The sequence below is a fragment of the Streptomyces sp. NPDC030245 genome, from assembly GCF_055572995.1.
The window spans coordinates 152,215-166,317 of sequence record NZ_JBVICF010000006.1; the positions used below are offsets into that span (position 1 = coordinate 152,215).

The 14,103-nt window shown below is 69.6% G+C and carries 11 protein-coding genes; all 11 read right to left on the reverse strand.

From position 1 onward, the window contains the following. Positions 1-48 precede the first annotated feature (48 nt). The 11 genes from pgi to uvrC all read right to left on the reverse strand — a co-directional run bounded on the left by pgi (position 49) and on the right by uvrC (position 14,094). The gene (gene pgi / locus ACZ4Z4_RS18185) at positions 49-1,701 is read right to left on the reverse strand and encodes a glucose-6-phosphate isomerase (RefSeq protein ID WP_468327975.1); all 1,653 of its coding nucleotides are present in this window, start codon (positions 1,699-1,701) and stop codon (positions 49-51) included. 169 nt (positions 1,702-1,870) lie between these two features. Next, entirely contained in the window at positions 1,871-2,206 is a 336-nt protein-coding gene (locus ACZ4Z4_RS18190; RefSeq protein ID WP_329389108.1) for an RNA polymerase-binding protein RbpA, read from the reverse strand. Between the two features lie 159 nt (positions 2,207-2,365). Next, positions 2,366-2,596: a preprotein translocase subunit SecG gene (secG, locus tag ACZ4Z4_RS18195; RefSeq protein WP_055702100.1), complete on the reverse strand. Its 231-nt coding sequence runs from the start codon at positions 2,594-2,596 to the stop codon at positions 2,366-2,368. Between the two features lie 101 nt (positions 2,597-2,697). Then, positions 2,698-3,474: a triose-phosphate isomerase gene (gene tpiA / locus ACZ4Z4_RS18200; protein ID WP_468327977.1), complete on the reverse strand. Its 777-nt coding sequence runs from the start codon at positions 3,472-3,474 to the stop codon at positions 2,698-2,700. Positions 3,475-3,480: 6 nt separating this feature from the next. Beyond that, positions 3,481-4,692: a phosphoglycerate kinase gene (locus tag ACZ4Z4_RS18205; protein WP_468327979.1), complete on the reverse strand. Its 1,212-nt coding sequence runs from the start codon at positions 4,690-4,692 to the stop codon at positions 3,481-3,483. 100 nt (positions 4,693-4,792) lie between these two features. After that, complete coding sequence (gap, locus tag ACZ4Z4_RS18210) at positions 4,793-5,803, reverse strand: type I glyceraldehyde-3-phosphate dehydrogenase (RefSeq protein WP_468327981.1); 1,011 nt, start codon at positions 5,801-5,803, stop codon at positions 4,793-4,795. Positions 5,804-5,992: 189 nt separating this feature from the next. Further along, the gene (locus ACZ4Z4_RS18215; protein WP_468327983.1) at positions 5,993-8,953 is read right to left on the reverse strand and encodes a M14 family metallopeptidase; all 2,961 of its coding nucleotides are present in this window, start codon (positions 8,951-8,953) and stop codon (positions 5,993-5,995) included. A 170-nt stretch (positions 8,954-9,123) separates the two neighbouring features. Beyond that, entirely contained in the window at positions 9,124-10,128 is a 1,005-nt protein-coding gene (whiA, locus tag ACZ4Z4_RS18220) for a DNA-binding protein WhiA (protein ID WP_398307512.1), read from the reverse strand. Then, positions 10,119-11,141 (reverse strand): gluconeogenesis factor YvcK family protein, encoded by a 1,023-nt coding sequence (locus tag ACZ4Z4_RS18225; RefSeq protein ID WP_362995493.1) that lies wholly within the window; start codon positions 11,139-11,141, stop codon positions 10,119-10,121. Before ACZ4Z4_RS18225 ends, whiA begins: the two co-directional genes overlap by 10 nt. Next, positions 11,138-12,073: an RNase adapter RapZ gene (rapZ, locus tag ACZ4Z4_RS18230; protein ID WP_468327985.1), complete on the reverse strand. Its 936-nt coding sequence runs from the start codon at positions 12,071-12,073 to the stop codon at positions 11,138-11,140. Before rapZ ends, ACZ4Z4_RS18225 begins: the two co-directional genes overlap by 4 nt. Next, positions 12,070-14,094: an excinuclease ABC subunit UvrC gene (uvrC, locus tag ACZ4Z4_RS18235; protein WP_468327987.1), complete on the reverse strand. Its 2,025-nt coding sequence runs from the start codon at positions 14,092-14,094 to the stop codon at positions 12,070-12,072. The genes rapZ and uvrC overlap by 4 nt, the downstream gene beginning before the upstream one ends. Between the last annotated feature and the right edge of the window lie 9 nt (positions 14,095-14,103).

Here is a 14,103-nt window from a genome sequence, read left to right on the forward strand (position 1 = left end):
GTCACCCGCCGGAAGAGGCACCCGCATCCGATTAACGCCCGGGAGGGCTCAACGCCCGCGCAGATCGCGGTACTTGGCGACCAGCGCCGTCGTCGACCCGTCCAGGTCCGGCACCTCCGCGCCCTCGGTCAGCGCGGGCTCGACGCGCTTGGCGAGGACCTTGCCGAGCTCGACGCCCCACTGGTCGAAGGAGTCGATGTTCCAGACGGCGCCCTGGACGAAGACCTTGTGCTCGTAGAGCGCGATGAGCTGGCCGAGGACCGAGGGGGTCAGCTCCTTGGCGAGGATCGTCGTCGTCGGGTGGTTGCCCTTGAACGTCTTGTGCGGGACCAGCTCCTCCGCGACGCCCTCGGCGCGGACCTCGTCGGGCGTCTTGCCGAACGCCAGCGCCTGGGTCTGCGCGAAGAAGTTGGCCATCAGCAGGTCGTGCTGGGCGACCAGGCCGGGCAGCAGGTCGGCGACCGGCTCGGCGAAGCCGATGAAGTCCGCCGGGATCAACTTGGTGCCCTGGTGGATGAGTTGGTAGTAGGCGTGCTGGCCGTTGGTGCCGGGGGTGCCCCAGACGACCGGGCCCGTCTGCCAGTCGACCTCCTTGCCGTCCCGGCCGACGTACTTGCCGTTGGACTCCATGTCCAGCTGCTGGAGGTACGCGGTGAACTTGGAGAGGTAGTGCGAGTACGGCAGCACGGCGTGCGACTGCGCGTCGTGGAAGTTGCCGTACCAGATGCCCAACAGGCCCATCAGGAGCGGCACGTTGGACTCGGCGGGCGCGGTGCGGAAGTGCTCGTCGACGAGGTGGAAGCCGTCGAGCATCTCGCGGAAGCGGTCGGGCCCGATGGCGATCATCAGGGAGAGGCCGATCGCGGAGTCGTACGAGTAGCGGCCGCCGACCCAGTCCCAGAACTCGAACATGTTGGCCGTGTCGATGCCGAACTCCGACACCTTCTCGGCGTTGGTCGACAGGGCCACGAAGTGCTTGGCGACGGCTTCCTGACCGGCCTTCAGCTCGGTGAGCAGCCAGTCCCGCGCCGAGGTGGCGTTGGTGATCGTCTCGATGGTCGTGAACGTCTTCGAGGCGATGATGAACAGCGTCTCGGCGGCGTCCAGGTCCCGCACGGCCTCGTGCAGGTCGGCGCCGTCCACGTTCGACACGAAGCGGACCGTGAGGTCGCGGTCGGTGAAGGAGCGCAGCGCCTCGTACGCCATCGCGGGGCCGAGGTCGGAGCCGCCGATGCCGATGTTGACGACGTTCTTGATGCGCTTGCCGGTGTGCCCGGTCCACTCGCCGGAGCGGACCTTCTCCGAGAAGGAGCTCATCTTGTCGAGGACGGCGTGCACGGCGGGCACCACGTTCTCGCCGTCGACCTCGATGACGGCGTCCCGCGGGGCGCGCAGCGCCGTGTGCAGGACGGCGCGGTCCTCGGTGGTATTGATCTTCTCGCCGCGGAACATGGCGTCCCGCAGGCCGAAGACGTCGGTCGCGGCGGCGAGCTCGCGCAGCAGCGTCAGCGTCTCGGCGGTGACGAGGTGCTTGGAATAGTCGATGTGCAGGTCGCCGACCTGAAGGGTGTACGCCGTGCCGCGCGCCGGGTCCGCGGCGAACAGTTCACGCAGCTGCACCTCCCCCAGCCGCTCACGGTGCTCGGCGAGCGCCGTCCATTCGGGAGTCTGATCGAGCCTGGCGCGGCTTTCTGCGTTCATCTCGGACTTCAGCCTTCTCTCGTACGCGCGTACGTCCATGTGCCCCGCTGCATCCTCCAACCTAATCGATCAGAGAGCGGGATGAGATGTCCGAAACTGTCTGTCCGCACACGTGCCGGGAGAAAGAAGCCGGCCGGACACCTCTCGGTGCCCGGCCGGCTCTCAAGTGCTAGATCTCGCCCCGCAGTTTGGCGAGCGCTTCCGCGAGGATGGCCTCGCCGTCGGCGTCGCTGCGCCGCTCCCGCACATACGCCAGGTGCGTCTTGTACGGCTCGGTGCGCGGCGGGTCCGGCGGGTTGTCCCGGTCCTGACCTGCCGGGAAGCCGCAGCGGGGACAGTCCCACGTGTCGGGGATCTGCGCGTCGCTGGCGAAGCTCGGCTGAGTCTCGTGCCCGTTGGAGCACCAGAAGGAGATGCGCGCACGCGGCGCGGACTCACCGCGCTCGGCCTCGCCCATCGGCCCCGCCCCGACCCGACTTCCTCGGATCGCGTTGCCACTTGCCACGGTCGTAACTCCCTGCGTGATGGTGCTGCTGCGGGCGCCTCAGTTTACGTAAGGCCCAACGCGCGTCCAGTGTTGGGAGTTACACCCCTCCCCCGGACGCAAGCCCCATGATAAGCCGCGCACGCTGGGCTGCACCGGACAAGCGGGCAGCGGGCGGCGCTAGTTGTTCGCCTTCATCAGCAGGCCGAGCGCGACAATGCAGGCGAACCAGAGCAGACCGACCACGACCGTGATGCGGTCGAGGTTGCGCTCCGCGACGGAGGAGCCGCCGACGGACGACTGCATGCCGCCACCGAACATGTCGGAGAGACCGCCGCCCTTGCCCTTGTGCATCAGCACCAGCAGCATCATCAGCAGGCTGAAGACGATCAGGGCGATCGAGAACCCCATAACCACGGCTGGACCAACTTCCTCGGATCTGAAACGACGACGGGGGCCGAAGGCAGGCTTCGGCCCCCGTCAGGGTACGACGTAACGCCGCTAGCGCATACTCACTGGTCGCCGAAGCGAACGATCTTGACGAACTCGTCCGGGTCCAGCGCGGCGCCGCCCACCAGCGCGCCGTCCACGTCGGGCTGCGCCATGATGTCGGCGACGTTCTTCGCCTTGACGGAGCCGCCGTACTGGATGCGGACCTTGTCGGCGAGCTCCTGGGAGTACAGCTCGGCGAGGCGGCCGCGGATCGCGCCGCACACCTCCTGCGCGTCCTCGGGGGTCGCGACCTCGCCGGTGCCGATGGCCCAGACCGGCTCGTAGGCGATGACGATGGTCTCGGCCTGCTCGGCCGGGATGTCCTTCAGGCCGCCGTCGAGCTGGTTCAGCGTGTACTGGACCTGCTGGCCGGCCTTGCGGATGTCCAGGCCCTCGCCGACGCAGAGGATCGGGGTCAGGCCGTGCTTGAAGGCGGCCTTCACCTTGGCGTTGCAGATCTCGTCGGTCTCGTTGTGGTACTGGCGGCGCTCGGAGTGGCCCACGGCGACGTAGGTGCACTTCAGCTTGGCCAGCATCGGGCCCGAGATCTCGCCGGTGTAGGCACCGGAGTCCTGCGCCGAGATGTCCTGGGCGCCGTACTTGATCTTGAGCTTGTCGCCGTCGACGAGGGTCTGCACCGAGCGCAGGTCGGTGAAGGGCGGCAGGACGGCGACCTCGCAGGCCTCGTAGTCCTTGTCCGCCAGGGCGAAGGCGAGCTTCTGGACGTGGGCGATGGCCTCGAGGTGGTTGAGGTTCATCTTCCAGTTGCCCGCCATCAGCGGGGTACGCGTAGTCATCAGGTGTCAGTTCTCCAGTGCGGCGAGGCCGGGGAGCGTCTTGCCCTCAAGGTATTCGAGGGAGGCGCCGCCGCCGGTCGAGATGTGGCCGAATGCGGTTTCGTCGAAGCCCAGGTTACGGACAGCCGCGGCGGAGTCGCCGCCGCCCACCACCGTGAAGCCGTCGCAGTTGAGCAGGGCCCGGGCGATGGCGGCGGTGCCGTTCGCGTAGTCCGGGTGCTCGGCGACGCCGACCGGGCCGTTCCAGAAGACGGTCTCGGCGTCGGCGATCTTCTCGGCGAAGAGCTCACGGCTCTTGGGGCCGATGTCCAGGCCCTCCTTGTCCGAGGGGATCTTGTCCGCGTCGACGGTCTCGAAGTCCGCGGGGGCCTTCGTCTTCAGGTCGGGGAAGTCCGTGGAGACCAGCACGTCGACGGGGAGGACGAGCTCGACGCCGTTCTTCTCGGCGCGCTCCATGTACTCCGTGACGGTCGGGATCTGGTCCTCCTGGAGGAGGGAGATGCCGACCTCGTACCCCTTGGCCTTGAGGAAGGTGTACGCCATGCCGCCGCCGATGAGGAGCCGGTCGGCCTTGCCGAGCAGCTCGTCGATGACGGCGAGCTTGTCGGAGACCTTGGCGCCGCCGAGGATGACGGTGTACGGGCGCTTCACGTCCTCGGTGAGCTTCTTGAGGACGCCGACCTCGGTGGCGATCAGGTACCCCGCGTAGTGCGGGAGCTTCGCCGGCAGGTCGTAGACCGACGCGTGCTTGCGGTGCACGGCGCCGAAGCCGTCACCCACGTAGACATCGGCGAGGGCGGCCAGCTGATCGGCGAACTCGCCGCGCTCGGCGTCGTCCTTGGACGTCTCGCCGGCGTTGAAGCGGAGGTTCTCGACGACGGCGACCTGGCCGGGCTGGAGCCCGTTGACCGCGTCGTGCGCGGCGGGGCCGACGGTGTCCTGCGCGAACGCGACGGGCGCGCCCAGGAGTTCACCGAGCCGCTCGGCGGCCGACAGCAGCGAGAAGGCCGGGTCCGGGGCGCCCTTGGGGCGGCCCAGGTGCGAGGCCACGACGACCTTGGCGCCCGCGTCGGCGAGGGCCTTGACGGTCGGCAGGACGGCGCGGATGCGGCCGTCGTCGGTGATGGTGCCGTCGGCGAGCGGCACATTGAGGTCGGCGCGGACGAAGACCCGCTTGCCTTCGACCCCGTCGGCGAGAAGTTCGTCGATCGTCTTCACTACTGGACTCCTTGGAAGGGCGGACGCGCAACAGGGCCCGGAGCGCGCGGCGTTGCGCGGTCCGGACCCTGTGCTCACATCTGGTTGCCTGCTCTGATGGTCAGAGCTGACCGCCGACGAAGACCGTGAGGTCGACCAGACGGTTGGAGTAACCCCACTCGTTGTCGTACCAGCCGAGGATCTTCACCGACTTGCCGTCCTGCACCATCGTCATCGACGAGTCGAAGGTGCAGGAGGCCGGGTCGCTGACGATGTCGGACGACACGATCGGGTCCTCGGTGTAGAAGAGGTAGCCCTTCAGGTCGCCGTCGTCGGCAGCCTTCTTGAACGCGGCGTTGACCTCGTCCTTCGTGACCTCGCGGGAGACCTCGACGACCAGGTCGGTGGCCGAGCCGGTCGGGACCGGGACGCGCATCGCGATGCCGTCGAGCTTGCCCTTGAGCTGCGGCAGGACCAGCGCGGTGGCCTTGGCGGCACCGGTGGTGGTCGGGATGATGTTCTCGGCGGCGGCGCGGGCGCGGCGCAGGTCCTTGTGCGGGAAGTCCAGGATGCGCTGGTCGTTGGTGTACGCGTGCACGGTCGTCATCAGGCCCTTGACGATGCCGAAGTTCTCGTCGAGAACCTTGGCCATCGGCGCCACGCAGTTGGTGGTGCAGGAGGCGTTGGAGATGACGTGGTGGTTGGCCGCGTCGTACTTGTCCTGGTTGACGCCCATCACGATGGTGATGTCCTCGTCCTTGGCCGGAGCCGAGATGAGGACCTTCTTCGCGCCACCGGCGATGTGCTTCTCGGCGTCGGCCTTCTTGGTGAAGATGCCGGTCGACTCGATCACGATGTCGACGTTCAGCTCGCCCCACGGGATGTCGGCGGGGTTGCGCTCGGACAGCACCTTGATGGTGTGGCCGTCGACCGTGATGGTGTCCTCGGTGTGCGACACCTCGGCCTTGAGGCGGCCCAGGATGGTGTCGTACTTCAGCAGGTGGGCCGTGGTCGCGGTGTCACCCAGGTCGTTGACAGCCACGACTTCGATGTCCGCACCCTGCTCGAGCAGTGCGCGGAAGTAGTTGCGACCGATGCGGCCAAAGCCGTTGATGCCTACGCGGATCGTCACGAAACCGATCTCCTCGTTGGTACGCCGGTTTTAGACGCCGGCGAGTTGTATGGGATGTCCCCGACCGCCTCCGACCCTACCTCTCTGAAGCCTCTGAGGTGACATCGAGAGGGGCCGTTGGCGACACAAAGGCCCGTACCCCGCAGTAGGGGTACGGGCCACCGGGACCTTGGTCCCGATTACGCACTGTCAGCTGCGCAGATGTGCCAGGGAGGCGCCCATAAGAGCGGCCCTCTCGGCCTTTCCGGGCACGTGCTCGAACCCGAAGCCGAGCAGCACGCTGTCACGCGCTGTGACCGCCGCGAAGGACCGGTAGAGCTCGCCGGTCCGCGCCCAGTCACCTGTGATATTGGGGCTGCCGGCCGGGGGTGGCGCGGCGCTCCAGGAGCCGAGCGAGGATTCGAAGCCCTCGGTCTCCGTGGCGTTGCCGTTGACGACGATCTGGGCGTTGTCGGCGAAGAGGCCGCGGCCTCCGGTGGAGGGGTCGGTGACCGAGCTGAGCGCCACCTCGACCTTCTTGCCCGCGTAGGCGCCGAGGTCGAAGGCGACGGGTTTCCAGCCGCCGGAGGAGCCGGTGAAGCTGTTCCAGGAGCCGGTGGTGCCGGAGGCCGTGCAGGCGTCGGCGCCCACGGTCAGGTAGTGGCGCAGGAACGGGTGCCCGTTGACGAAGAAGCCTGCCGCGCACTCGGCGGGGACGGTGGTGGACGTGTTGCCGTTCCTGTCGGGCAGCGTGGTCCAGTCGTCGGCGCCCGCGGTGTGGGCTTCGAGCAGCCCGTGGTCGTAGCCGGGCTCCAGGTTCCAGTTGAGCGCGAACCGCAGCTCGGGCCGGTCGGCGGCCGTGACGCCGGTCAGGTCGATGGTGCGGGTCAGCCGCTTCCAGTCCTGGTCGGCGTGGGTGGCCGCGGCCATGCCCTGGCCCGCGAAGGGCGCGTACGGGTTGCTGAGGCCGGGGTAGGAACCCGCTGCCGCGCTTCTGAACTGCGGGAACTTCTCGGGCGGCAGGCTGTCGGAGGTGACGGTGAAGCGGCCCGCCTTGTCGAGCGGGTTGGCCTCGGCGGCGGCGAGCGGGGTGCTCACTCCGTCGAGGGCGCCGCTGCCCCTGAAGCTGGTGGCGCCGGGTGCGGAGAGGCGTTCGTAGGCGCCGAGGTAGTACTGCGCGAAGTCGTCGGTGAGGGCTTCGCCGAGGTCGACGTCGCCGCCGGCCCGCTCACCGGACTCGATGAGCTTGCCGCCCTCGTTCAGGTAGTCGCGCAGGGCGAGCTGGGTGGGGGCGCCGGGCACCGGGTCGCCGGTGTAGTGCACGACCGCGGAGAAGTGCGACAGGACGCCGAGCGGGTGCGGGACGCCTTGTTTCGCGACGTCCCAGACAGCGGCGGAGCGGCCGTTGGCCTTGATCGCGTCGACGTACTTCTGGGTCTGGGTGGCGCTCGCGCCCTCCTCGGCCACGACGAGCGTGTTCGCCCTGGGGCGTTCGGCGACGGTGTAGGTGAAGTGCTTGCTCTCGGAGCGGCCCTTCTTGTTGCGGCCGGTGAACCACACCTCGACCTTGTCGCCCGCGCGTGTGTCCTCGATCTCGGCGCGGTACTCGTCGAAGTGGAGGTTGTCCTCGCCGCCGTAGGTCTCGCCGCCCTTCCAGGCGCGCAGGTCCTCCTCGTGCGTACGGCCGCCGTTGACGCGGTACTTGAGCTCCTTGTCGCGCACGGACTTGCGGGCGGTGACGGCGACTTCCTGGTCCCCGCCCCGCGCGTACGACGTGGTGAAGGCGTCGGGGGTGAAGTCGGGGGCCTCGATGCCGGTGACGGAGACCGGCTGGTCGGGGTGGAGCGCCGTCTCGGCGACGGCGAGCGCGAAGGGGACGTTCTTGGCGAACTCCTGCTGGATCAGCTTCTCGTCGTCCGGGAAGGTGAAGATGGACGCGCAGTCCTCGGGCCGCCAGGCGTCGTTCGGGTCGACGCTCGACGCGGTCTGGCAGGTGGACATCTCCGGGGTGAACATCGGGATGCCGTTGATGTTGCCCGCGTGCCCGTCGGCCTCGCCGTTGGTGGTGTAGAGCTCGGAGGCGACCTGCGGGTGGTAGCCGGCGATCGCGGGCTTCTCGGGCGTGCCGGCCAGGGACCTGTAGAGCACGTCGTCCGGGGTGGGCGTGGCGACCTGCCAGCCCACTCCGTAGAGGATGAGTTCGGCCGCGGAGTGGTAGTTGATGCCGTACGTGAAGCCGATGCGCTTTTGGAAGCGGTCGAGCGCCTTCGTCTCCGGCTCGGACATCGGGCCCGTGCCGCGGTAGGTCTCGGAGGACGGCTCCGGGGACGAGCCCTCGTTGTCGTAGCCCCACTTGTAGGCGAAGTTGCGGTTGAGGTCGACGCCGTCGCCCGGGGCGATCTTGCCGTCGCCGTTGATGTCGCGGAGGTTCTTGCGCCACAGGCGGTTGCCGTCGGCGGCGTGCGTGTAGTCGTAGCCGTCGGGGTTGGCGGAGAGCACGAACCACAGCTCGGTGGAGTTCACGAGCTCGGTGATGCGCTTGTCCTTGCCGTAGTTGTCCAGGTAGTGGTGCATCAGGCGGCGGGTCATCTCGGGGGTGATCCACTCGCGCGCGTGCTGGTTGGACAGGTAGAGCGTGGACGGCTTGGAGCCGTCCTTGGATTTCTTGGCGTTCTTGGAGAGCTTCAGGGCGAGGATGTCCTTGCCCTGGAGGCTCTTGCCGATGGAGACGACCTTGGTGAGGCCGGGGTGGGCCTGCCCGGTCCTGACGATCTCCTCCTGGAGACCGCCCTTTCCGCTGTACGGCCGGTAGACACCGTCGCCCGCGGCCTCGATCCGCTTCTGCGCCGCCGCCGACACCTTGTGTTCGCTGAGCTCGATGCCCTTGCGCTCGATGGCCTTCGCCTGGCGCTGCGTCAGATACAGCTCGACGCGGCCGGTGCCGCGCTCGGGCGCCTGTCCCGCGAGTTCGTGGGCGTCCTGGCCCGCCTCGACGAGGATCGGGATCTGCTTCTTGGTGACTTCGGCCTGGTAGACACTGACGGCTGCCGGGTCGTCGGCGGCCGGGGCCTTCGCGGGCCCCTCGGCCCGGGCGTGCGGGGCGGTGACAAGTCCGCCGACGAGCAGTGCGCTCGCGGCGAGAACCGATCTCGCGCTCGCTCTTCGTCTCATGAGCCCCCCTTGCGGTTGTCCGGCACACATGTGCGGGATGCCAGGCTCGTGACAGTGCATGATCATGTCAATACGGTGGGTGAAGGAGCGCGGGGCGGGCATGCGAAAGCCGCTGGTGCCCGGTGGGGCACCAGCGGCTCAGGACACGCGGGAGACGTACGCGACGGGCGTCAGACCGCCATGTTCTCCGCGAGCATGTTGTCCGCGATCTCCTCGGTGAGGTTGGACTCCGTGCCCGGAATGCCCAGGTCCTGGGCCCGCTTGTCGGCCATGGCCAGCAGCCGACGGATGCGGCCCGCGACGGCGTCCTTGGTCAGCGGCGGGTCGGCGAGCGCCCCCAGCTCCTCCAGGGAGGCCTGCTTGTGCTCCATGCGCAGGCGCCCGGCGGCCGCGAGGTGCTCCGGGACCTCGTCGGCGAGGATCTCCAGGGCGCGCTGCACCCGGGCGCCGGCGGCGACGGCCGCGCGGGCCGAGCGGCGCAGGTTCGCGTCGTCGAAGTTGGCCAGGCGGTTGGCGGTGGCGCGCACCTCGCGCCGCATCCGCCGCTCCTCCCAGGCGAGGACCGACTCGTGCGCCCCGAGGCGGGTGAGGAGCGCGCCGATCGCGTCCCCGTCGCGGACGACCACGCGGTCCACGCCCCGCACCTCGCGGGCCTTGCTCGCGATCTGTAGCCTGCGCGCGGCACCGACCAGTGCGAGCGCGGCCTCCGGGCCCGGGCAGGTCACCTCCAGGGAGGAGGAGCGGCCGGGCTCGGTGAGCGAGCCGTGCGCGAGGAACGCCCCGCGCCAGGCCGCCTCGGCGTCGCAGGTGGCCCCCGAGACCACCTGCGGCGGCAGGCCCCGGATGGGGCGGCCGCGGCCGTCCACGAGGCCCGTCTGGCGGGCCAGCTGATCGCCGCCCGCGACCACCCGGACGACGTAACGCGAGCCGCGCCGCAGGCCGCCGGGCGCCATCACGATCAGCTCCGAGCTGTGCCCGAAGATCTCCAAAATGTCCCGCTTGAGCCGCCGGGCGGCCATCGCGGTGTCCAGCTCCGCCTCGATCACGATGCGGCCGCTCACCAGGTGAAGGCCGCCCGCGAACCGCAGGATCGCCGAGACCTCTGCTTTTCTGCAGCAGGTCCGGGTGACGGGGAGCCGGGAGATCTCGTCCTTCACCGCTGCCGTCATCGCCATGGGCCGATCCTTCCATGCATCCGAAAAATACGGTCGTACGCGGCTGCCAGGAGCTCCGGGTCGTGCCTCGGAGTCCCGTCGGGCCGGGCCACCGGCGCCAGCTCGACCGTGGCGCCGAGCCGCTTGGCGGCATCGGTGAGCGATTCACGGTCGGGCACGGCGGCCTCGTCGGCCAGCACCACGTCCAGGGCGAGTTTAGGGGCGTGTCGGGCCAAAACCTCCAAATGACGCTGCGGAGAGAACCCTTCGGTTTCTCCCGGTTGCGGGGCGAGGTTGAGCGAGAGGACCTTACGGGCCTTCGTGGCGGTCAGCGCGTCGAGCAGTTCCGGCACGAGGAGGTGCGGGATCACCGAGGAGAACCAGGAGCCAGGACCGAGCACCACCCAGTCCGCGTCGAGGACGGCGGCGACCGCCTCGGGGACGGCCGGCGGGTCGTGCGGGACGACGTGCACGGACTGGACCTCGCCGGGCGTGAGTGCGACGGTGGCCTGCCCGCGCACCGTGTCCACGTCGTCGGGCCGGTCCGGGTCGTGGCCCCTGACGAGGGCCTGGAGCTCCAGCGGCACGGCCGACATGGGCAGGACGCGGCCCTGCGCGCCGAGCAGGCGGCCGACCAGGTCCAGGGCCTGCACATGGTCGCCGAGCTGCTCCCACAGGGCGACGATCAGCAGATTGCCGACCGCGTGCTCGTGCAGGTCGCCCTTGGACTGGAAGCGGTGCTGGATGACCCGGGACCACGTCTGGCCCCAGTCGTCGTCGCCGCAGAGCGCGGCGAGGGCCTTGCGCAGGTCACCGGGTGGCAGCACGCCGAGCTCGTCGCGCAGGCGGCCGCTGGAGCCGCCGTCGTCGGCGACGGTGACGACGGCGGTGAGGTCTCCGGCTCCGGTGATGCGGCGCAGCGCGGCGAGCGAGGCGGACAGGCCCATGCCCCCGCCGAGCGCGACCACCTTCGGCTGGGTGCCCCGCTTGCGGCCCAGTCGGCTCAGGCGGACGGTCCGGCGGGTCGGTTTCACTCGCGCCCCATGTCCCGGTGGACGAGGACGGTCTCCACGCCCTCGGACGCCAGGCGCGCCGCGAGCTTCTCGGACATGGCGACGGAGCGGTGCTTGCCGCCCGTGCAGCCGACGGCGATCGTCACGTACCGCTTGCCCTCGCGGCGGTAGCCCCCGGCGATGAGCTGGAGCAGTTCGGCGTACCGGTCGAGGAACTCCTTGGCGCCGGGCTGGTTGAAGACGTACGCGGCGACCTCCTCGTTCTGGCCGGTGAACTGGCGCAGCTCGGGGACCCAGTGCGGGTTGGGCAGAAAGCGCATGTCCACGACGAGGTCGGCGTCGACCGGCAGGCCGTACTTGAAGCCGAAGGACATGACGGTGGCCCGCAGCTCGGGCTCCTCCTCGCCCGCGAACGAGGCGTCCATCTTGGCGCGCAGCTCGTGCACGTTCAGGCTGGAGGTGTCGATGACCAGGTCGGCGTCGCCGCGCAGCTCGCGCAGGAGGTCGCGCTCGGCCGCGATGCCGTCGACGATGCGGCCGTCGCCCTGAAGCGGGTGCGGGCGGCGGACCGACTCGAAGCGGCGGACCAGGGCCTCGTCCGAGGACTCCAGGAAGACGATGCGCCGCGTGACGTTCTTCGACTCCAGCTCGGCGAGGGACTCGCGGAGGTTGTCGAAGAAGCGCCTGCCACGCACGTCGACGACGACCGCGATGCGGGCGACGTTGCCCTGCGAGCGGGCGCCGAGCTCCACCATGGTGGGGATCAGCGCGGGCGGCAGGTTGTCGACGACGAACCAGCCGAGGTCCTCCAGGCACTTGGCCGCCGTGCTGCGTCCGGCGCCGGACATCCCGGAGATGATCACCAGCTCGGGGATCGCGGCGTCGGGGAGTCCCGGCGTCTCGATGGGCGTGCTCGCACTCACTTGCTCTTCACCTTCGTCGTGCTCGCTCATGTGTCCTGCCCCCGTCGTTCTTCCGAGGTGCCCGCGGTCACGGGCTCCTCCTCTTCCATGATCTCTCCGGTCGCCGTGTTCACGGCGGGGCCGGCGGGAACCGCCCCGGCGAGGGTCGCGAGGACGGCCTCGGCCGTCTTGCGGCCCACTCCCGGGACCTCGCAGATCTGGTCGATTGTCGCGGATCGGAGCTTCTTCACCGAACCGAAGTGCTTGATCAGCGTCTGCTTGCGGGCCTCGCCCAGGCCCGGCACGGCGTCCAGCGGCCCGGCGCGGAAGCGCTTGGACCGCTTGTTGCGCTGGTAGGTGATGGCGAAGCGGTGGGCTTCGTCACGCACCCGCTGGAGGAGGTAGAGACCCTCGCTGGTGCGCGGCAGGATCACCGGGTCGTCCTCGTCGGGGACCCAGACCTCCTCCAGGCGCTTGGCGAGGCCGCAGACGGCGATGTCGTCGATGCCGAGCTCGTCGAGGGCCCGCTTGGCGGCCGCGACCTGCGGCTGGCCGCCGTCGACCACGACGAGCTGCGGCGGGTACGCGAACCGCTTGGGGCGGCCGTCCTCCTCGGTGGGTCCGAGGTCGGCGATCTCGCCGGTCTCCTCGTCGACCCACTCCCCCGACTTCTCCTTCTCGGCGAGGTACCGCTTGAAGCGGCGGGTGATCACCTCGTGCATGGAGCGGACGTCGTCCTGGCCCTCGAAGCCCTTGATCTGGAAGCGGCGGTACTCGCTCTTCCTGGCGAGGCCGTCCTCGAAGACGACCATCGACGCCACGACGTCGTCGCCCTGGAGGTGCGAGATGTCGTAGCACTCCACGCGCAGGGGGACGCTGTCCAGCTCCAGGGCGGCGGCGATCTCCTCCAGGGCGCGCGAGCGCGTGGTGAGGTCGGAGGCGCGCTTGGTCTTGTGCAGGACGAGGGACTGCTGCGCGTTCCGCGCGACGGTCTCCATGAGGGCCTTCTTGTCGCCGCGCTGCGGGATGCGCAGGGAGACGCCCGCGCCGCGGCGCTCGGTCAGCCACTCCTGGACCGGTTCTATGGGGTCGGGCAGCGCGGGGACGAGCACTTCCTTGGGCACGGCGTCGCCGCTCTCCTCGCCGTACAGCTGCTGGAGGGCGTGCTCGACGAGGTCGCCGCTGGTGACCGCCTCGACCTTGTCGGTGACCCAGCCGCGCTGTCCGCGCACGCGGCCGCCGCGGACGTGGAAGATCTGCACGGCGGCTTCCAGCTCGTCCTCGGCGAGGGCGATGAGGTCGGCGTCCGTGGCGTCCGCGAGGACGACGGCGCTCTTCTCCATCGCCTTCCTCAGGGCTTCGATGTCGTCGCGCAGGCGGGCCGCCCGCTCGTACTCCATCTCCTCGGCGGCGTCCGCCATCTGCCGCTCCAGGCGGCGGATATACGTGCCCGTGCGGCCCGCCATGAAGTCGCAGAAGTCCTCGGCGAGTTCACGGTGGGCGTCGGCCGTGACGCGCTCCACACAGGGCGCCGAGCACTTGCCGATGTAGCCGAGGAGGCAGGGGCGGCCGGTGCGGGCGGCGTTCTTGAACACGCCCGCGGAGCACGTGCGGACCGGGAAGGCGCGCAGGAGGAGGTCTACGGTGTCGCGGATCGCCCACGCGTGGCCGTAGGGCCCGAAGTAGCGCACGCCCTTCTTCTTGGCGCCGCGCATCACCTGCACGCGCGGGAACTGCTCGTTCATCGTCACCGCGAGGTACGGATAGCTCTTGTCGTCGCGGTACTTGACGTTGAACCGGGGGTCGAACTCCTTGATCCAGGTGTACTCCAGCTGGAGCGCCTCGACCTCGTTCGTCACCACGGTCCACTCGACGGAGGCGGCCGTCGTCACCATGGAGCGGGTGCGCGGGTGGAGCCCGGCCAGGTCCTGGAAGTAGTTGGCCAGGCGCTGGCGCAGGCTCTTGGCCTTCCCGACGTAGATCACCCGGCGGTGCTCGTCGCGGAATTTGTAGACCCCCGGGGCGTCGGGGATCTGTCCCGGCTTGGGGCGGTAGCTGGAAGGGTCGGCCATGTCGGACAG

Excerpts from the sequence above, each read along its gene's own strand:
- pgi (WP_468327975.1), bottom strand. The coding sequence starts at position 1,701 with ATGAACGCAGAAAGCCGCGCCAGGCTCGATCAGACTCCCGAATGGACG.
- secG (WP_055702100.1), bottom strand. The coding sequence starts at position 2,596 with ATGGGGTTCTCGATCGCCCTGATCGTCTTCAGCCTGCTGATGATGCTG.
- tpiA (WP_468327977.1), bottom strand. The coding sequence starts at position 3,474 with ATGACTACGCGTACCCCGCTGATGGCGGGCAACTGGAAGATGAACCTC.
- ACZ4Z4_RS18215 (WP_468327983.1), bottom strand. The coding sequence starts at position 8,953 with ATGAGACGAAGAGCGAGCGCGAGATCGGTTCTCGCCGCGAGCGCACTG.
- whiA (WP_398307512.1), bottom strand. The coding sequence starts at position 10,128 with ATGGCGATGACGGCAGCGGTGAAGGACGAGATCTCCCGGCTCCCCGTC.
- rapZ (WP_468327985.1), bottom strand. The coding sequence starts at position 12,073 with ATGAGCGAGCACGACGAAGGTGAAGAGCAAGTGAGTGCGAGCACGCCC.
- uvrC (WP_468327987.1), bottom strand. The coding sequence starts at position 14,094 with ATGGCCGACCCTTCCAGCTACCGCCCCAAGCCGGGACAGATCCCCGAC.